Origin of the sequence: Pseudoalteromonas sp. S1610 (assembly GCF_005887465.1) — a bacterium.
Taxonomy (GTDB): Bacteria; Pseudomonadota; Gammaproteobacteria; order Enterobacterales; family Alteromonadaceae; genus Pseudoalteromonas; species Pseudoalteromonas undina.
The window spans coordinates 57,165-76,300 of the sequence record NZ_PNDI01000010.1 but is presented as its reverse complement, the minus strand read 5'-3'; the positions used below and the strand labels follow the sequence as shown (position 1 = coordinate 76,300).

At 40.1% G+C, this 19,136-nt stretch carries 13 protein-coding genes; 5 read left to right on the top strand and 8 right to left on the bottom strand.

The genetic code is table 11. The features are described from left to right. Positions 1–157: 157 nt before the first annotated feature. From eat to CWB77_RS05120, 3 genes are read right to left on the bottom strand one after another with little or no spacing between them, the layout of a single operon-like run. Positions 158–1,570: an ethanolamine permease gene (gene eat, locus CWB77_RS05130; RefSeq protein WP_138621637.1), complete on the bottom strand. Its 1,413-nt coding sequence runs from the start codon at positions 1,568–1,570 to the stop codon at positions 158–160. Between the two features lie 37 nt (positions 1,571–1,607). Next, complete coding sequence (gene eutC, locus CWB77_RS05125) at positions 1,608–2,480, bottom strand: ethanolamine ammonia-lyase subunit EutC (protein WP_055011564.1); 873 nt, start codon at positions 2,478–2,480, stop codon at positions 1,608–1,610. Continuing rightward, positions 2,477–3,883: an ethanolamine ammonia-lyase subunit EutB gene (locus CWB77_RS05120; protein WP_138621635.1), complete on the bottom strand. Its 1,407-nt coding sequence runs from the start codon at positions 3,881–3,883 to the stop codon at positions 2,477–2,479. Before CWB77_RS05120 ends, eutC begins: the two co-directional genes overlap by 4 nt. Positions 3,884–4,104: 221 nt before the next feature. Here CWB77_RS05120 and CWB77_RS05115 point away from each other — a divergent pair, with 221 nt between their 5' ends. Beyond that, positions 4,105–5,088: a helix-turn-helix domain-containing protein gene (locus CWB77_RS05115; protein WP_109875070.1), complete on the top strand. Its 984-nt coding sequence runs from the start codon at positions 4,105–4,107 to the stop codon at positions 5,086–5,088. Positions 5,089–5,425: 337 nt separating this feature from the next. Here the strand turns inward: CWB77_RS05115 and arfA are convergent, their stop codons facing one another. The 4 genes from arfA to CWB77_RS05095 all read right to left on the bottom strand — a co-directional run bounded on the left by arfA (position 5,426) and on the right by CWB77_RS05095 (position 11,933). Further along, the gene (gene arfA, locus CWB77_RS05110) at positions 5,426–5,626 is read right to left on the bottom strand and encodes an alternative ribosome rescue factor ArfA (RefSeq protein WP_010389506.1); all 201 of its coding nucleotides are present in this window, start codon (positions 5,624–5,626) and stop codon (positions 5,426–5,428) included. A gap of 175 nt (positions 5,627–5,801) precedes the next feature. Continuing rightward, a complete protein-coding gene (locus tag CWB77_RS05105) occupies positions 5,802–8,330 on the bottom strand; it encodes a TonB-dependent receptor plug domain-containing protein (RefSeq protein ID WP_138621633.1) in 2,529 nt (842 codons plus the stop codon). 439 nt (positions 8,331–8,769) lie between these two features. Next, complete coding sequence (locus CWB77_RS05100) at positions 8,770–9,927, bottom strand: HDOD domain-containing protein (RefSeq protein WP_138621631.1); 1,158 nt, start codon at positions 9,925–9,927, stop codon at positions 8,770–8,772. Next, positions 9,924–11,933 (bottom strand): EAL domain-containing response regulator, encoded by a 2,010-nt coding sequence (locus CWB77_RS05095; protein WP_138621629.1) that lies wholly within the window; start codon positions 11,931–11,933, stop codon positions 9,924–9,926. Before CWB77_RS05095 ends, CWB77_RS05100 begins: the two co-directional genes overlap by 4 nt. A 363-nt stretch (positions 11,934–12,296) precedes the next feature. Here CWB77_RS05095 and CWB77_RS05090 point away from each other — a divergent pair, with 363 nt between their 5' ends. The 4 genes from CWB77_RS05090 to hemH all read left to right on the top strand — a co-directional run bounded on the left by CWB77_RS05090 (position 12,297) and on the right by hemH (position 17,562). Then, on the top strand, positions 12,297–13,481 hold the full coding sequence (locus CWB77_RS05090; RefSeq protein WP_138621627.1) for an FIST signal transduction protein: 1,185 nt from the start codon (positions 12,297–12,299) through the stop codon (positions 13,479–13,481). Continuing rightward, entirely contained in the window at positions 13,478–14,887 is a 1,410-nt protein-coding gene (locus tag CWB77_RS05085; protein WP_055011573.1) for a sensor histidine kinase, read from the top strand. The genes CWB77_RS05090 and CWB77_RS05085 overlap by 4 nt, the downstream gene beginning before the upstream one ends. A 239-nt stretch (positions 14,888–15,126) precedes the next feature. After that, positions 15,127–16,464 carry a response regulator c-di-GMP phosphodiesterase, NosR family gene (nosR, locus tag CWB77_RS05080; RefSeq protein WP_138621624.1) on the top strand — a complete coding sequence of 446 codons (1,338 nt, stop codon included), beginning with the start codon at positions 15,127–15,129 and terminating at the stop codon, positions 16,462–16,464. A 78-nt stretch (positions 16,465–16,542) separates the two neighbouring features. Next, complete coding sequence (gene hemH, locus CWB77_RS05075; protein WP_010389517.1) at positions 16,543–17,562, top strand: ferrochelatase; 1,020 nt, start codon at positions 16,543–16,545, stop codon at positions 17,560–17,562. Positions 17,563–17,708: 146 nt separating this feature from the next. On the opposite strand, the gene CWB77_RS05070 is transcribed toward hemH, so the two are convergent. Then, positions 17,709–18,866 (bottom strand): benzoate/H(+) symporter BenE family transporter, encoded by a 1,158-nt coding sequence (locus CWB77_RS05070; protein ID WP_138621622.1) that lies wholly within the window; start codon positions 18,864–18,866, stop codon positions 17,709–17,711. Positions 18,867–19,136 lie beyond the last annotated feature (270 nt).

Here is a 19,136-nt window from a genome sequence, read left to right as displayed (position 1 = left end):
TCAGCGCAATGTTGTATTAAAAACGGCCTACTTTTTGAATGAATCTTTTGTATTACTGAGTTTATTTACAATAAAAAGCGCGGTAAGTTAAAACTTACCGCGCCAGCGCAAACTCTTCGAATATTAAAGCCACATGAGATATTTCAGTAAATGAAAATTACCCCTCACTTATCGCTGTATTTAAACCAGCCTCAGCATCAGCCAGCATAGCAAACTCCTCATCTGCACTTTTGGCCACTAAGTGTTTAGAGCTAAAGCCAAAGTAATACGCCGCACCGACTATAAACAGCACCATAGTGTATAAAAAAGCACGGGGGTCAAAGGCGTACACACCGGTCAGAGCAATCAAGGATAAACACAATGCTATGCTTGAAGTGACAATGCCGCCAGGCGTTTTATAAGGTCGAGGTAAGTCGGGTTGTTTTAAGCGCAACATTATATGACTCAGCGCCATTAACGCATACGATACTGTTGCACCAACCACCGCCATAGCTAACATTAAATCGCCCTCACCACTTAGTGAAGCTAAAAAACCAAATACAGCAGGTACAATAAGCGCTCGTGCTGGCACTTTACGCACTGTAGTAATTGATAACGAACGCGGTAAATATCCTGCACGCGATAACGCAAACACCAACCGACTATAGCCATAAATAATAGAGAAAAATGAAGCCACCAGCCCTGCTAATCCCAGTATATTAACCACGGTTGCTAAATCGCTATTGCCTGTTGCATTTAACGCATCTACCAACGGAACTGCACTTGCGCCCATTGCTGTTGCACCTGCTGCGCCGGGTACTAACACAACCACTAATAATGCGGTAAACAATAAAAATACCATGGCACCAATAATGCCTTTAGGTACATCTTTAGCCGGATCTTTTGCTTCTTCAGCCGCCAATGGCACGCCTTCAACCGCTAAAAACAACCACATAGCAAAAGGTAATGCAGCCCATATCCCATACCAACCCAAAGGTAAAAATTCATTCGCACCTGCGGCATCAGTTACTGCAACATCAAATAAATTGGTAGCATCAAAATTTGTAATTAAAACCACTGCCGTTGCAACAATAGCCAGTACCGCTAAACCGCTTATTACCATCATTACTTTTAGCGCTTCACCTACTCCAGCTAAATGAATACCTACAAACACCAAATAAAATAGTGCATAAACCCATGGGCCATTGAACCCCGTTAACGCCTCCACTGCAGAGCCAATAAATATCACAATGGCGGCCGGTGCTAACGCATATTCAATTAATACCGCAAGACCGGTTAAATAACCACCCGTTGGCCCCATTGCTTGACGAGCAAAACTATAACCCCCTCCAGCAGCAGGAATAGCAGCCGACATTTCAGCCAGCGATAACACCAAAGTTAAATACATAATCGCCATTAACACTGCAGCTATCGCGAAGCCGCCCCAGCCAGCTTCTGCAATACCAAAGTTCCACCCAGCAAAGTCACCTGAAATAACATACGATACCCCTAACCCTGCCAGCAATAACCAACCTGCAGTGCCACCTTTGAGCTGCCTTTTTGCTAAGTATTCTGAATTATTAGTAGACATAACATCCTCTTTATCGATTTTTTATTTTTAGTTACCGTTATTCCGCATTTAAAAAATGACGGCTCGATTGTTGATGCTCAATCACATCATCCTGTGTCCGATCTTTTAAGTTCACTCCTGTTAGTTTTAATGTTTTAGCTTCATTTAATAAGTAGGCTGCCCGTCTTGCCGCATCGATATAGGGCAAACCAGCAGGACGAATATTAGATATACAATTACGCAGCGAATCGTTAAGCCCTGTTTTAGGCTCCCAGGTTAAATAAAGTCCCAAGCTATCTGGTGAGCTAAGCCCAGGACGTTCACCAATGAGCACCATCACAATTTGGGCATTCAATAACTCACCAATATCATCACCAATGGCTACTCGCCCTTGTTCAACTAAGGTGATTGGAGCAAAAGTAAGTGGCTTATTAACGCTCAACTGTGAAAGTAATTCAGTTATAAAAGGAGCTGCATTTTTTTGAACCGCCAACGATGACAAACCATCAGCGACTACAATTGCTAAGTCGTATTTTTCTTGGGTGCTTTGCTGTTGCTCAGCAACAAAATCAAGTAATAATTGACGACTATTCTCATTTAGCTTTCGACCTAAATCTGGTCGTTGTAAATAAGTAACTCTATCAACCGCTTGGCTATGTAAATGCAATACACGCGCATTAGCTGCATTAACAGTCGCTAACTTTGCTTTCATTTCATTGATATCAAGTGGAAAATTGACTGCATCGCGCGCTTGCGCATGCGACAGTTGAAACGCCAGCATTTCAGAGGTTGGTAAACTAATACCCGCTCGACCAAGTCCTATGCGGGCATCAGTAAACTGGCGTAAGTCACGCCATGGGTTGTGTACCACATTGCCATTATTTTTATGATCAGTATTAGCAAGGTCATTTGATTTAAAATCAGCAGTCATGAACGACCTCCCGCCAGTGCATCTAACGGCTTAGCAAATGCAGCGGGAAGACTGTGCGATAAAGTAACATCGCTACTGTTTTTCATAATGTTCATGTTAGTAAGCCACTTTTCAAATTCTGGCGCGGGACGAGAGCCTAGAACTCGGCGCACGTATAACGCATCATGAAATGAGGTAGTTTGGTAATTGAGCATAATGTCATCGGAGCCCGGAATCCCCATCACAAACGAGCACCCAGCTACACCAAGCAGCGTAAGTAAATTATCCATATCATTTTGGTCAGCCTCGGCATGATTGGTGTAACACACGTCACATCCCATCGGAATACCCAGTAATTTGGCACAAAAATGATCCTCAAGCCCCGCGCGGGTAATTTCTTTGCCATCAAATAAATACTCCGGGCCTATAAATCCCACCACCGTATTAACTAATAGCGGATTAAATTTTCGTGCAACGGCATACGCGCGAGTTTCGCAGGTTTGCTGATCAAGCCCGTGATGAGCATTAGCCGAAAGCGAGCTGCCTTGCCCTGTTTCAAAATACATCACATTATTGCCTACCGTGCCACGCTTTAAACTCAGCGCGGCATCTTGTGCCTCAGCTAAAGTATTTAAACTAAAACCAAAACTCGAATTGGTGGCTTCTGTTCCACCAATAGACTGAAACACTAAATCAACTGGCGCCCCCGCTTCTATGCATTCAATCGTATTAGTGACATGGGTAAGCACACAGCTTTGGGTAGGAATTTCATATTTTTGAATCACCTCATCCATCAATGTCATCAATTTAATAGCCTGCGCCACGTTGTCGGTTGCGGGGTTTATACCTATCACCGCATCACCATTACCGTACAGCAACCCATCTAAAATACAGGCGGCAATGCCGTTAATATCATCTGTTGGGTGATTAGGTTGTAAACGCGTGGATAAATGCCCAGGTAAACCAATGGTGTTTCTAAATGCACTGGTTACATGGCATTTTTTAGCAATAAGGATAAGATCCTGATTACGCATTATTTTGCTAACAGCCGCAGCCATTTCCGGAGTGATCCCCTGTCTTACACTTGCAAGTACCGAGGGAGTTGCAAAGTCACTTAACAACCAATTACGAAAATCTCCCACGGTTAAATGAGCAACCGCCATAAATGCACTAGCATCGTGTTCGTCCATAATTAAGCGAGTTATTTCATCGTCTTCATAAGCAATCAGTGCCTCATTTAAAAATGCCTTCAACGGAATATCCGCTAAGGTCATTTGGGCAACCGCTCGCTCTTGCGCTGATTGTGCAATAACACCCGCTAACCTGTCACCTGAGCGATGAGGAGTGGCTTTTGCCATTACTTGCGCCAAATTTTTAAAATTATACACCTGCGTGCCCAGTGTATATCGGTACCTTTGCCCCATGATCTACTCCACATAACAACTAGTTCAAACCTTGGTACAGGTTTTGCTGACCTATAAGCTATAAATCAATTTTGTTTAGTTTCAAGAGAGCTTAATTCATACCAAGACACTATCGAATTTTGGCAAATCATCATTTTTAGCTTTATTTCATATAGTTAACTATAGTTACAGGTGGTAACTTAATCTTAATAAAAATAAAAAAAGCAAAGAGTAACGCCATTATGACGCAGCAAGATTTAGCTAGCGCACCACAAAAGAGCATGGTGCATACCCAAGATATAGATGAGCAGGCGCATAACCTAACGCAGTGGCAGCAAAAATATGATCAGCTCAGTGATGGGCGATTTTTTGGGTGTATAGAAAGCGTGGATTATTCTAATATTCATGCATTTGAAGAATACACAGAGCGTGCTCTTCACCAACAATGCGCAATAGCGCCACGATCTATTTGGCTTGGGATCCCAAAGCAGTCGCAGCAGAGCAAAATTAATGGCTTAAATGTGGCAAGTAATCAATTTATGTGTCGCACTAGTGAGAGTAACTTTGAGCTTATTACACCTGAGCAGTTTAATATTTATGGTTTAGTAATAGACACGCAATCGTTAGAACATATGGCTCAGATACAGGGGATGCACTTAAAAAATATAACGTCTTCAGGTACTGAGCGACTGACAACATGCAACGCCATGCTAAAAAGTGCCCGGGGTATAATAAACAGTATGGTTAGCAACAACGCTTTTGGCCTAAATGCCGATTTACAGCAAGACATGCTTAATATGCTGGCATTACATTTACTAAACGAACAGATCCCATGTCAACGCATCGCTCCCAGTTATAAACACCGCAAAGCGGTTGTTGATAAAGTAAAAGATTATATAAAAGCGCATCCACAAAACACGGTAACAATTACTCAATTATGCGAACTCACCTTTGTGAGCAGGCGTACCTTACAATATAGTTTTGAGAGTATTTTAGGGATAAACCCACTGCGGTTTTTACGTTTAACCCGATTAAATAATGTTAGAAGAGAGCTAAAATTAGCAAAGCAAGATAAACCCATTTCTGTGGTTGCTGCCAATTGGGGGTTTTGGCATGCAGGGCAATTTACCAAAGACTACACGCAATTATTTGGTGAGAACCCTTCGCAAACAGTGATAAACCATGCTTCTTATTTGGCAAATTCTAAATCGATAATACATGGATAACGAGGATACGGGTTTCGGGTGGCGAGCTACGAGCTGCGAGCTGCGGGAGGCGCTGCGCTGAAAGAATAGATTTAAGGGCTGATATGACTAGATGCTAGACTGTTTGCACAAGCTCGCTACTCGTCACCCGTTGCCTTCTCATTTACTCCTCATTCACTTCTCTTTGTGCAAACATGTTTTAAGTGATTAATTCAAAAAGAGATCATGAGACGCTGCGCGGAAAGAGAAGGCTAAAGGTGCTAGGTTGTGTTCGCTGCTCGTGACTCGAAACCCGAAGCTCTTAGCTCGAAGTCAGCCTTATTTCGGTAAGTCAAAAGCCCTATTTGATCGGTGCTAATTAAGCCGCGATTAAATAGGACTCTTGTCCTGCATGTTTGTTGTTACGTTTAAACGAACCTTTACCTTTTTTAGCTTTAACCACTTGCGGTTTAAATACTTTAGAGGTTACCAGTGCCGCCAATGCGTTGTGCTTTATCACTCCTCGACCGGTGTCTACTGCGGATTTATTAACCGCTTTTGCTTTGCCTTTTTTAGCCATTTGTTTTTTCCTATTAGTAAAATGAGAGGGATACATATCCCACACTGATATTGATGGCGATTGTATGCTTAATTTTCAAGCATGCAACCATTTTTAATGCCTTTTTCAATATTTTTAAGCATAAAAAAAGCGCCGTTTAAAACGGCGCCTTTGCTGGTTTAATTTAACCTAAAAATTAAAAACTAAAGCTTAGTTTTGCATAGTAACTACGGCCATCAAAACCGTATGGTACTGCACGTAACGGGTATTTAAATGCCCCATTTGAGATAGCATTTAGTACTTCATCATCACCTAGCTCATCCGGTGTTTCATCAAATACGTTGTCTGCTCCAACCGATAACGAAAACATCTCATTAATTTCATAGCTTACGTTTAAATCTACGAGTACTGCAGTCTCTACGGTACTCGTCGCTTTAAACGAGCCATCTGTTGCAAGCTCAATATGGTCATTACCAAAGTACTTCACATCAGTTTCGCCAAAGTAATTAAAGCGGATCATTGCGCTGTAGGCATCACGCTCATAATCAAAGGTAAGCGTTGCACGTTCACCCGGTTGTCCGTCGGTTAAAAAGCTACTTTGAATGTCATCAAGTGCTACACTTTTTGGAATGCCGGGAGCTGCATTCACACTATCAATTTTAGTTTCGTTTAAGTTACCCGCAAACGTAGCAGAAAAATTACCATCATATAAATCAGTGCGGTATGACGCAATAATGTCCACGCCTTGAGTGGTTGAATTCACTGAGTTTGAAAAGTAATTCGCTTGCACTGCACCCGTTGCTTGCAGAGCAGCAACCGCCTCAGGACTAAACGCCACATCATCAGCCGATAACAAGCTGCCTAATGTAATACGGTCTTCAATTTCTACACGGTAAAAATCCACCGTTAACGATAAATCACTGGTCACATCGTAAACAAAACCGGCACTGTAGTTAGTTGATGTTTCAAGCTTTAATGTATCAACGCCTAAAGCTGCAGGAAATGCAGAGCCCGTTGTCGCTGTAAACGACTGACTTAACGTGCCGTCAGACCCTAAGTTAGTGGTAAACGCAGTGTAACCACTTTGCTGTAATGATGGCGCTCTAAAGCCCGTTGATAAGGCACCACGTACTGCAAAGTCATCATTAAATTCATAACGTGTTGCTACTTTACCTATGATGTCGTCACCCGCATTCGAAAAATCTTCATAGCGAAGGGCACCGCTCACATTCCATGCATCGCTTAACATGGTTTCTGCATCTACATATACTGCGTAACTATCACGATCGCTTTTGTTTGAAGCTTCAGGACGAAGGCCGTTATAAGCTTGAAAGCCACATTGTGCAAATTGACTCGGATCGTTCACCGATGGATATGAGGTATCCGTGTTGGCTGCTCCACATGCGTATGATGCCACCTCACCGGGTACAATTTCATAGTTTTCTTTACGGTATTCAGCGCCAATTGAAACATAAACAGGCTCACTGCGACCAATATCAATAATTCCGTTTATATCTGCATTAAACGTTGTTTGATCAAATCTAAATCCACCCGAATAACCCTCTGTTGGGCCAGCATTCGCGGCTATATCGGCATCGCTTGCACCCGGATTACTAAATAAATACTCCGCCGCGTATGACGCATTTAAAGTATTTCGTGAGGTAAAATCGTATTGGTTTTCACCGTAAACAGCAGAAACATCGTAGGTCCAATCAGGGTTAATTTCACCTTTAAAACCAACAGCTACCGAAATATCTTGTGCTTCATTGTCGATTTGCGGTAAAAAACCGTCGCTGTAAACTTGCGTTACGTTTTTAGACGCTTCATTAAAATTACGGTAAAAGCCGTTGCCTAGTGCAGTACGCTCAGAGTAACCACCAAATGAGTAAAGCTCCCCCTCACCCATTGGCAACGCCATATTGTAAAATACCGAAGTGAATTCACTCTCTGCATTACCTTGTCCCCAACGTACTTCGTCCGATAAAGTACCTGGTGCAACATTAAGTGAACCACCCGTATCTCGCTCTGCGCGGTTAGTTTTATCTGCATCTCGATACTCAAGCGATAAATTTATAAAACCGCCTTCATTACCTAATTCAAAGCCACGGTTTAAACCGGCTGAAATTGTTTCTCCATCTCCTTCTGCCGTTTCGCCATATTGTACGTACCCGGTGGTTAAATCTGTTGAGTTATTAAGTGATAAGTTGATAACCCCTGCAATTGCATCAGAGCCATACTGCGCCGCCGCACCATCACGTAACACTTCAACTCCTTTTAAAGCAATAAGCGGAATCGCATTCATATCAGTACCGGCAGAGCCACCGCCCACAGTACTTGTTAAACCAAAAATAGATTGATTATGACGGCGTTTACCGTTGACTAAAACCAGCGTTTGGTCTGGTTGTAAGCCGCGTAATGTAGCAGGACGAAATAAATCAGAACCATCAGAAACCTGTGTTCGTGAGAAGTTAAATGACGGCGCCGTTGCCTGTAAGCTCTGCCCAAGCTCGGTAAAGCCGCCTTTGTTTAAATCATCTGCGTCAATTAAATCAATAGGTGATGACGACTCAGTGGCAGTTCGGTTTGAAACTCGCGATCCTAAAACAGATATTTGTTCGATATTTTTTTCAGCTTTAGCTGACGCTTCTTGTGCATTAACCATACTTGGCGCACTGAAGGCAAAAGCAACCGCTACAGCCAAGGTGTTTAAACGATATGTTGACATAATGATGACCCTGTTTTGTGTATTCTTATAATGTGTGTGGGGTATATTCGTGCATCCCCTTGCCAACATCCTAGCAACATACACAAACAAAAAGAAACAAAAAACTTGATAAAATTAGCATAAAAATGCAAATAACTTTAAAAACAGGAAAATAACACCTTTAAGAGCTCAAAATACAACCAAAGTAGCAATTTAATATCACACCACCGCAAGTTAATACAATGTTAAATATGAAGTTATATTTATAAGAACTAAAAACAACGTGGTTGTACGTTTTTTAAACCAAGCTGGTGATAAAACGTACTTATAATGATCTTTTATGCGGTTTTTATTAGACTAAAGTAGATAATAAAGAGAAGAAGGAGAACTCAGAGGAAATTATAAATAGGTGGTTTTGTAATACTGCCCGTTTTTAAACGTTATTTTATACAGAGTCTATTTAAGAGGTATAACTCTGCCAATCAAATTCACTAATAACATGGCAAAGTAATGGGTCTACGCCTTTTGAGTCACAGTATGCACGTAATTGCATGGGAGTTTGTTCATCAAAAATAATTTGCCAAACAATATACAACATATGATTAAACAGAGTTAACTCATTATCATCAGTACCAGCTAAATCATGGCAACTCATCAGTAAGTTACATATTTTCGTGTCGTATCCCCACAACTTTAAAACGTAGGCCGAAATAAAATTGGCACTCACGTATCCATTGTTGATGGTTTGCGCATGTTCATCTGGCGGTTCACTTTCGCCTTGAGACAGTAAAATAATTTTGCCAACAAAACTCAATAACGCCACTGAAAATAATAATTCTTGATCATGTAAGTTAAAACCTGCTTGCTTTGCAAAACGCTTAACACAACTAGCGTAATTCGCCGCTATATTTAATTGCTTTTCATGCACATCAACAGGAATAGACGATTCAAAATTTTTGGCAACCAATAAAGAAGTGGTGATAGCCATTAATATAGTGGTTCCGAGCCTCGACACAGCTTCATCAATTGACGAGGTAGGCCTTATAAAGCCAAGATAAGCAGAGTTTGCAAGTTGCAACAATTTAGCGGTTATTATTGGCTCTTGAGAGACAACATGGCTAATATCATGTAAATCAAATTCATCGCTTTGTACTAAGTCTCTGAGTTCTTTTAAAATAAGAGGGTAAACAGGGAAGCTGATCATTGCCCCTAACTGCCTGCGCACATTAAAAGCAAAAGGTAACGACTTTAACGCCGCTACATTGTCAAAAAGCGCGGTTATATCTGCTTCATTAAACGGCTTAGCAAGGTAAGCATGCACAACATTAGGTTGTCGCATCATGGTGCTCAATGTCATATCACCAGTAAGTAATGCTCTGACTGGGTAGGGGTTTTGTGAAGAGCATTGCTCTAAAACATCCAATCCATTCATTTGCGGCATTAAATAATCACTTAATACTAAATCTAAGTCTGGCTTAGTGTTTAGCAGCTGCCAAAATTCATCAATATCAGAGGTTGTCATTATATCAACCTCTGGATAGGCTCGATGAATAGTCCTTTGTAATACTTTTAATAAAAAAGCATCATCGTCTAGTATGACGACCGTAATCGAACTCATTGCGCACCTTGAGAATTAAAATGGTTTAAATAATTACAAAAATCATCCTGCTCTAAAGGCTCACTGTAGTAATAGCCTTGTATGTAGTCACACCCTAACTTTTTAATTAATTCACATTGATAGGCTGTTTCTACCCCCTCAGCAACAACTTTTAAATTTAGATCATGCGACATACGCGTAAAATTACGAATCATACTTTGCATCGCTAAAGACGATTCAATATCAGTAATAAGGGTTCTATCTAGTTTAACGCCATCTACAGGCAGCTTAGAAAGATAGCCAAGTGATGAGTAACCTACACCAAAGTCATCAATTAATAGCTTAAACCCCAACGATCTCAGCCTTATTAATTGCTGTTCGCAGGTAGTAAAATCTTCGATTAGATAAGTTTCTGTTAACTCAAAAACTAACTGTGACGGCTCTAAACTATTGCTGCTTAAACACTCGAGCATGTAGTCAATCCAATCCGGATCATCTTTTAATTGCCTAGCAGACAAGTTAATTGCTAATACACCCACGCCTGTTTTGTTGTCTGCCCAGTATTTTAGTGTTTTACAGCTTTGAGAAATAACCCAGCGCCCTATTGAGATAATTTGACCATCGCATTCAGCAATCGGGATAAAATGAGCTGGCGCTACCCAGCCATGTTTACTCGGCTCATACCAGCGAATTAACACCTCAGCAATAAATATTTGGCCTGTTTTAGTATCAACCTTTGGTTGAAAGCGTAATGAAAGCTCATCTTTATTTACCGCTGTTAATAATAAACGGCTTAAGTCAAAGTTCTTTTTATAATCTGCGACCAGCTGAGGGTCAAAGCGAGAACAAATACGCTGCTGCTCACCTACTTGGTAATTCATCGTCAACTGCATTTGATTAACGAGCTCTTTTCCCTCTAAACTATCCTCAGGAAACAAACCATACACACCATAAAGCTGCACATGGGCATCGGTATATTTACTAGGAAGTGCTTTTTTCAGATCATTCATCGCCTTATTTAAAACGGTTAAAATTTCACTATCAGATTTAATTTCAGGAACAAATAATACAAACCTATCGGCGCTCTTATGAAGAACTTTGACCGCTTTTTCTGATACGCCTTTTAGCACCTCCAAAACCAATTTTATAAGGTGGCTGCCATCTTCGCCCCCTAGCAAATCATTAATTAATTGAAACTGCGAGATACCTATATAAACCAAGGCATAACATTCTTTGTTCGCTTCACACAGCGTTAAATGATGATAAAAGTCAGACTCATTGGTTACTACCGACTGTGTTCTGGTAAGTTGAAAAATACTACTCAAGCTGTTTGAGTTAATTGATAGCTTCAAAAGTTGGAAAGAATCATCATTTAAACAACGCTCTATCATAATTTCTTCGCTTTTCGCTAGATCAGAGGCGCGTGCATAGTTAATAAAAAGTGTACTGCTTTGCTTGTCAATAAAAGACTGGCTTACCGCTTTATTTTGAGCTGTATCTAAATGGGCGAGGTGTTTGTTTTCGTATAAATGAATATCAGGAATGATTTCAGCGGCAGGCGCGTTAAAACGATTAATAATGCCGTTATTGTCTATTTCTATTAGGCCAGACATGCTGCCCATTAATAACTGATCTCTTACTCTTTTAGCTCGGCGCTGTTCATATTTTACTTGCGCCTCGCTAATGTTTTCAAGTAGTTCACTATCGACCCATGGTTTTTCTAAAAAACGAAATACCAATCCCTGATTCAATAACTCAACTACAGATTTAAAATCAGCATATCCACTTAGCACTAAGTTTACGCAATCGGACCAGCGACTTTTAACCTGCCGTAATAAATCAGCACCGTTCATTTCTGGCATTCTAAAGTCAGTAATGATTATCTCAACTTGATTAGCCGCTAATATTTCAAGCGCCTCAAAACCAGTGGATGCTGTTATTACATCATAACCAGAACGAACAAGTACTCGTTTTAAAGACTTCAATACATTGAGTTCATCGTCTACTAATAAAATTCGCAAAGCCACTATTTACACCTCAAAATGGGGTTGTACTCTTGCTAACTTGATTGTTCTTCTAAGTACCCTTTGCTAAGCAACCAAAAATGTTCACATCAGCACAAGTATATTGTATCTAACTACATACGCAATAATGCCACTTAGCTGTAACTGTCTATCTAACTGATACCTTTTCAGATCACCTATATTGGTTTAAGGTTTCTATCATTAATAAGTGATTGCAATCACTAGATACAACTTAAACAAAAATGATACTGTCTAAAAATAAGCCATCCAGTTCACTTTATATAATAATAGTCTAGAATAAATTCTAAGTGATTATTTTTAGTTAAAAACATCCAGCGTTGTGGCTATTATTACCAAGGGGCATCTATGTTCGCCATTGAAACTTTTCACACTCACGGCAGCGATATAGATAAATTTATCAAACCTGTAAGTCAGTTTACAAACAACAGTCCCGATTTACTGCTCGGGTTTGCTACAACCGATACCATTAAATATCTTTATAATAGCCAGCCCAACTTGATAAAAAACACTCAAAATTGCTTAATCATCTCTTCCTGTCTTGGCTCATCAACCGAAAAAAATTTATCGTTAAATGAGCAAAGTATTAGTTTATTCTCTATCAAAGACTCAACGGGTCATTATGGAATTGCAAGTTGTAATGCAACCGATAATCTAAGAGAAAATGCTGCTCAAACCGTACTCGAAGCCATTGCTAATGCAGGCCAAACTGGACTCGCCCCAAAAATGGTCTGGTGTTTTCAAGTTCCAGGTAATGAGGAGTTGGTATTACAAGGAATTCAAGATGCTATCGGGCAGCGTATACCTGTTTTTGGAGGAAGTTGTGCCGACAACGACATTTCAGCAAAGTGGTGCTTTAGCGATACTAAAAATGTATACCAACAAGGCTTTATTATTGCAGTGTTATACCCCTCGATAGAAACATTCGGCTTTTATAGTTCAGGCTATGATAAAACCGACCAGCTGGGTACAGTTACAAACGTTGATGGTCGCATATTAAATACTATCGATAACCAGCCCGCCTTTGATGTTTATAATCAGTGGCGAAAAAACATAGGGTTTGAACAGTTAAAAGCGGGAAATATACTTGCCCAATCAACGATGACCCCACTGGCAAGAGCCCTTTCCTCTGATGATGATATTCCTAGGCTGCTGCTAAGCCACCCAGCGGTAGCTGAAAATGGCACGCTAGAATTATTTTCAAATTTAAGCGTTGGCGATACTGTTTATCTTGCTTCGGGAAGCCCTGAACAATTAATAAAACGAGGCGATATGGTCGTTTCTTCACTGACCAAACTGGCAGACTTACATGCAATAAAAAATATAAAAGGCGCTATTATTATTTTTTGTGGCGGCTGCATGTTATCTATTCAAAGTGCAATGCAAGAAGTAAAACACTCTATTGCAGCACAATTACCCAACACACCGTTTATTATGGGCTTTACCTTTGGAGAACTTGGCACATTTAGCGACTCAACTAGTAAGCACGGTAACTTAATGATCTCATGCGAAATATTTGGTGATTCTGTATGACTACCAACGAAATACTATTAGAAAAACTGCATTTATTACAGGTTCATAATTTAGCACTTGAAGAAAACCGTGCCTTTAACAGCCTGATTTTAGACGGCCTAGATGCAATCTTAAAAAACGACAGCACAGAAACCTTACTCACTGAGTTTTTTAATATTTTGCAACAAGCGATCTCTTTTTCTGCGGCTATTTTAATTAAAATAAATCCCAGTGATGAATTATCGACATTAGTTACAGCATCGCACCCTCATAGCGATGCAATAATTACCCAGCTTACAGTTCTCGATAAACCGAATAGAAACATTAAAAATGTATTTAACTTACATCAACTTCCTAATTGGCAAGTAACCGATCCTTTTTGGAATTCGCAACATGCAATGCTCACCACTCCAGTAAGTACCAGCACAGAGAGCTACCAGCTCTATATTTTTTCTGAAACAATTGGCGCGTTTAATCAGCACGATATTACTTTAATGCAACGCTTTGTCAGTTTTGCAGGGAATACGATTTCACAATTTGAAAAACGAAACTTACTTGTGAAACAAAAAGAAATGGAGGAAAAACAAAGCAACATTGAACAAGTGCTAATCAACTCTGAAAAAATGGCTTCGTTAGGGCAAATGGCGGCAGGCGTTGCACACGAAATAAATAACCCTTTAAGCTACATTGTCAGTAATATCCAAAATTTGGCTTACAACCTTGAGCAATTTAGTCATTTAATTAACACACTCAAAGCAGAAAAAGCCATAACGCAGCAAACATTAGTAGATACACTACAGCATTACCAATTTGATGAATTACAAACAGACTCAAGCGATATCATTGCTGAAATGACTGAAGGGGCTGATCGAGTTAAAGAGATTGTTCAAGGGTTAAGGCAATTTGCTCATCCGGATCAAACCCAAATTGGCGATATTGATATAACCGAGCTCATTGATAACACATTACGTGTTGCCTGGAACGAAATTAAATATAACGCCAACGTTGAAAAAAACTACAACACAGAACCCGTTATCATCACAGGGCGTTCAACCCAGCTCTCTCAGGTATTTTTAAATTTATTTTTTAACGCCGCTCAAGCCATTTGCGACAAGGTTGGAGTGATCAGTATTACCACTAAAGCCGATAAAAAAAATGCCTATATAACTATTGCCGATAATGGCAGTGGAATTGATGAGGACAAATTAAATAAAATTTTTGACCCTTTCTATACTACAAAACCAATAGGCCAAGGCACAGGGTTAGGGCTGGCTATAAGCAAAGCAATTATAGAGCAGCATAGTGGTCAAATTCGAGTTGAAAGCCAGTTAAACCAAGGTACTGTTTTTTATATTACCTTACCTAAAAAACCCAAATTAACTGACGATGTACTCACTATTTTAAATGCTAACAAACCGATTGAATAAGCTCTATTTACAGCACTGATTTTGTGTAAGTAAGCTGTAATAATCATCGTTAACTTTAAGAGTAATATAGTTAAAATATTTGCAAACCAAGGTACTGCGCTATGGTATTTAATCCTATCCGCTGTGATTTACGTACTGCTAAAGTACAGTATCTTGATACGGCTTAAATAAATCAGTTGTTTACAAGCAAAGCTTAGACTAACTTTAGCCATTTAATACACTTTCTTATTGGTAAAAAAATGACGGACATTGACCCATTAGAGCAATTAAATCAACAACCACCGAGTATTTTATGCTTAGATGATGAAGCCAATGTGCTTAAATCTTTAGTTCGTTTATTACGCCAATATAAATTTGATGTGAGTGTTTCAACCAGTGGCCAAGATGCACTTGAAAAAATGCATGCAAAGGAATTTGACGTCGTTATTAGTGATATGCGTATGCCACATATGAGTGGGGCGGAGTTTTTAGCTAAAGCGAGAAAAATCGCTCCCGATAGCCAGCGTATTTTATTAACTGGTTTTTCCGATCTAGAGTCAACAATAAGTGCGGTTAACGAAGGAGGCATTCATGCCTATGTGCAAAAACCTTGGCAAAATGATCACTTAATTAGCGTTATCCAATCGGGTGTAGAAAAGTTTAGACTAAAAAAACAAAATGAAATTTTACAACTTCAAGTAAATCAACAAAATCAACAGCTAAAAGAACTTAATACTAATTTAGAACAACTCGTCGACAAGCGAACAAAACAAATTAGAAGCGTGCTGAAAAAACTTGAAGTCGCTAATGAAAGTGAAAAACGAGAGCATCAATCTACTGTTGAACTACTTTATAATTTTATTAATGCAAATCCGTATCTCGATGGTAAAAGAGCCGAGAACATTGCCGGCACATGCACGCAAATAGCGCGTTACCTTAATGTATCGCAAAGAAGTATCACGCTTGCGCCTATTGCAGGGTATTTAGCTCAAATTGGTTTACTTGCGATGGACCCTGAGCTTTACAACAAACCTATTAACGAACTCAATGAAGTACAGCGCAAAACGTTTTACACCCACCCGAGTATTTCACAATTAATGCTCATGCCTGCAACGCATTTAAGCGATGTTTCTGATGCAATTTATCATCAATTCGAACGCTACAACGGCCAAGGAATACCCAAAGGGCTTGCTAAAAACGATATTCCTATTGGGGCTATGGTGCTCAGCGTTGCTCGCGATTACTGGGAGCATTATGAGCAAAGCGATCCATTATTAACTACCAAAATGCGTCATGAGGTGGCACTTAATAATATTAAGCTTGGTAGTGGCAGCTTATATCACCCAAAAATAGTAAAATCGCTTGAGGCAAGTCATGTACAGCTTATGGCCTCAGACACGTCTATTGGCTCGATTAAAGTAATTTGCGCTCAAGAACTTGAAGAGAGTATGACACTGGCAAACTCACTGCACAGCCATACAGGTATTATGCTTTTACCTAAAGGGCACGTTTTCAATTCAAAATCGATTGTGAAACTACAGCATCTCGAAGCCAAAAAGCCGACTCCGTTTAGAATTATGGTTAAAACGGCTAAATGATTGATCTAAAATGCTCTTTTATTCGTTATACTAAGCCATAATAGTTACTTTCAAATATATTGCTTGAAGGAGTACACAGTGTCGCGATTTTCTGCCGTTACCGATAATCCCCACGACGGGCGTTTTAACCAAAAAACAGGTATTTTATTAACCAACTTAGGTAGCCCCGATGCCCCCACAGCAAGCGCGTTACGCGTTTACTTACGTGAGTTTTTGTCAGATCCGCGTATTGTAGAAATACCACGTATAGTGTGGATGATCATTCTTCACGGCATCATTTTGCGTATTCGCCCAAAACGCTCAGCTAAATTATATAAAAGTATATGGACCGAAAATGGCTCGCCGCTTACTCACATTACACGCCAGCAAAGCCTTAAATTAAATGCCTTATTAAAACACCATGGCTATACCAACACCGAAGTGGTTATGGCGATGCGCTATGGTAATCCATCAATCGAAGCGGGCCTTGAAGAGCTTAGAGACAAAGGTTTAACCCGTATTATTGTGCTGCCGCTTTACCCGCAGTATTCAAGCCCAACCACAGGCTCCACATTTGATGCGGTTGCCAATGTATTAAAAAAATGGCGCTGGGTGCCAGAGCTGCACTTTGTAAATGGGTATCACAAAAACCCAACCTACCTAGAATCACTCGCTAACAGCATTAGCGAAGATTTAGAAAAACACGGAATGCCACAAAAAATGGTGTTTTCATACCACGGTATGCCTAAACAGTTTTTAGATAATGGCGACCCATATCACTGCCTATGCCAACAAACCACGCGTTTAGTGGTTGAAAAACTAGGGCTAGACAAAGATAAAGTGATCACTACTTTTCAAAGTCGCTTTGGTAAAGCTGAATGGTTAAAACCATACACAGATGCAACTCTTGAGAGCTTACCTAGCGAAGGAATTAAAGATATCGCAATTATCAGCCCTGCATTTAGCGCCGACTGCCTTGAAACACTTGAAGAATTAGAAGGTGAAAACCGCGAAATTTTTGAAGAAGCTGGCGGCGAAAAATACCGATACATTGCAGCCCTAAATGATCGTGACGATCACATCGACGCTATGTTTGATGTGTTAAAGCCAATGCTATAAAAAAAGAGAGCAGCGGTTAGGTTTTAGCTCTCAGCATTCAACTGGAGATTAGCCAAGTGCGGTGAAAGCTTGTAGGCGCGAGTATATCTCGCGCTTTCTCTTGTATCACTTTCTGATAGCTGACAACTTATAACTCAAAGCTGCGCTTAGCGCTTACGTGTCACTAATAATGTGATTGCTCCAGCAATTATTCCCCAACAGGCAGAGCCCACCGACCATAAAGTTAAATCTGAGGCCGTGACTAAAAAAGTAATAATGGCCGCTTCAGTATATTCAGCACTATGCAAAGACTGCTGCAAACTATTGGCAATAGTGCCAAACAAAGCAATACCCGCCAGCGCCAATACTAAGGCCTGTGGCAGGCTTGCCACAATTGCCACTAACATAGCCGCACATAACGCCATAATTATGTAAAACACGCCACCAGCAATACTTGCCCAATAACGCTTATCAGGGTCTTTATCGGCCTCTTCGCTCATACAAATAGCCGCTGTTATGGCTGCTAGATTAATAGAATAGGTACCAAAGGGAGCCGTCACACAATTTATTAACCCGGTCACAGTTAATGACGATGATATAGGCGCCTTATAATTATGTGCTTTCAAAATAGCGAAACCGGGTAAGTTTTGTGAGGTCATAGTTACTATATATAAAGGAATACTTATACTTATAAATGCCTGCAAACTAAAGCTTGGCGCAATATAAGTAAAACTACTGGCTTGCCAATGCACGGTACTGGTATCGATATTGCCCATATACCACGCTAAAAATATACCCGCTAGCAACACACTTAGCATCGCAAAACGGGCAAAAAAGCGCTTACCAATAAAGTACACCACCACCATTAAACCAATAACTAATGGCATATCGTTCATAAAGTTAAACACATCAATGCCAAATGTGACTAATACCCCCGCTAACATGGCACAAGCCAGTTCACTGGGAATGCGGTTCATGATTTTTTCAAACCACCCCGTTATTCCCGACACCAGCACCAATAAGGCTGAGAGCATAAATGCACCTATCGCTTCAGGTAAGCTATAGCCTTGCGCGCTTGAAATCAGTAGTGCAGCTCCAGTGGTAGACCATGCAATTAAAATAGGCACTTTATAATAAAACGACAACACAATAGAGGTACTGCCCATTACCAAGCCCAGCATTAATATCCAGCTTGCCACTAATTCAGGTGTGCCACCTAAAGTGATCACCACTTGGTAAATCAATGCTATTGAACTTGAAAAACCAATAATAACGGCAACAAGTCCCGCCATAGTGCGACTAAGTAACTGATCAGTCCCTGCCATAATTCCCTCATTAAGAAATCCTAATGTTACAACATACTTTGCCTATTTATACTTTGCAATTTTGAATAATGAATAATGAAAAATGATCACGTTGCTAAAAAATTTTATTGGTCAGTTTTGTCTTTCAAAATCATTGCAATTTAAAAAACACATACGTACCTAAAAACATGCCACAGGGTGCGTCATTACTACAAAAAACCACACTTATTAAATCAAAAACAAATACCTAAAAAAGGTAAAGCAAATACTTACAATAAGTTACAAAAACAC

Coding starts and splice junctions, on each gene's coding strand:
- CWB77_RS05105 (WP_138621633.1), bottom strand. CDS start 8,330: ATGTCAACATATCGTTTAAACACCTTGGCTGTAGCGGTTGCTTTTGCC.
- eutC (WP_055011564.1), bottom strand. CDS start 2,480: ATGACTGCTGATTTTAAATCAAATGACCTTGCTAATACTGATCATAAA.
- arfA (WP_010389506.1), bottom strand. CDS start 5,626: ATGGCTAAAAAAGGCAAAGCAAAAGCGGTTAATAAATCCGCAGTAGAC.
- CWB77_RS05115 (WP_109875070.1), top strand. CDS start 4,105: ATGACGCAGCAAGATTTAGCTAGCGCACCACAAAAGAGCATGGTGCAT.
- eat (WP_138621637.1), bottom strand. CDS start 1,570: ATGTCTACTAATAATTCAGAATACTTAGCAAAAAGGCAGCTCAAAGGT.
- CWB77_RS05100 (WP_138621631.1), bottom strand. CDS start 9,927: ATGAGTTCGATTACGGTCGTCATACTAGACGATGATGCTTTTTTATTA.
- CWB77_RS05085 (WP_055011573.1), top strand. CDS start 13,478: ATGACTACCAACGAAATACTATTAGAAAAACTGCATTTATTACAGGTT.
- nosR (WP_138621624.1), top strand. CDS start 15,127: ATGACGGACATTGACCCATTAGAGCAATTAAATCAACAACCACCGAGT.
- CWB77_RS05090 (WP_138621627.1), top strand. CDS start 12,297: ATGTTCGCCATTGAAACTTTTCACACTCACGGCAGCGATATAGATAAA.
- CWB77_RS05070 (WP_138621622.1), bottom strand. CDS start 18,866: ATGGCAGGGACTGATCAGTTACTTAGTCGCACTATGGCGGGACTTGTT.
- CWB77_RS05120 (WP_138621635.1), bottom strand. CDS start 3,883: ATGGGGCAAAGGTACCGATATACACTGGGCACGCAGGTGTATAATTTT.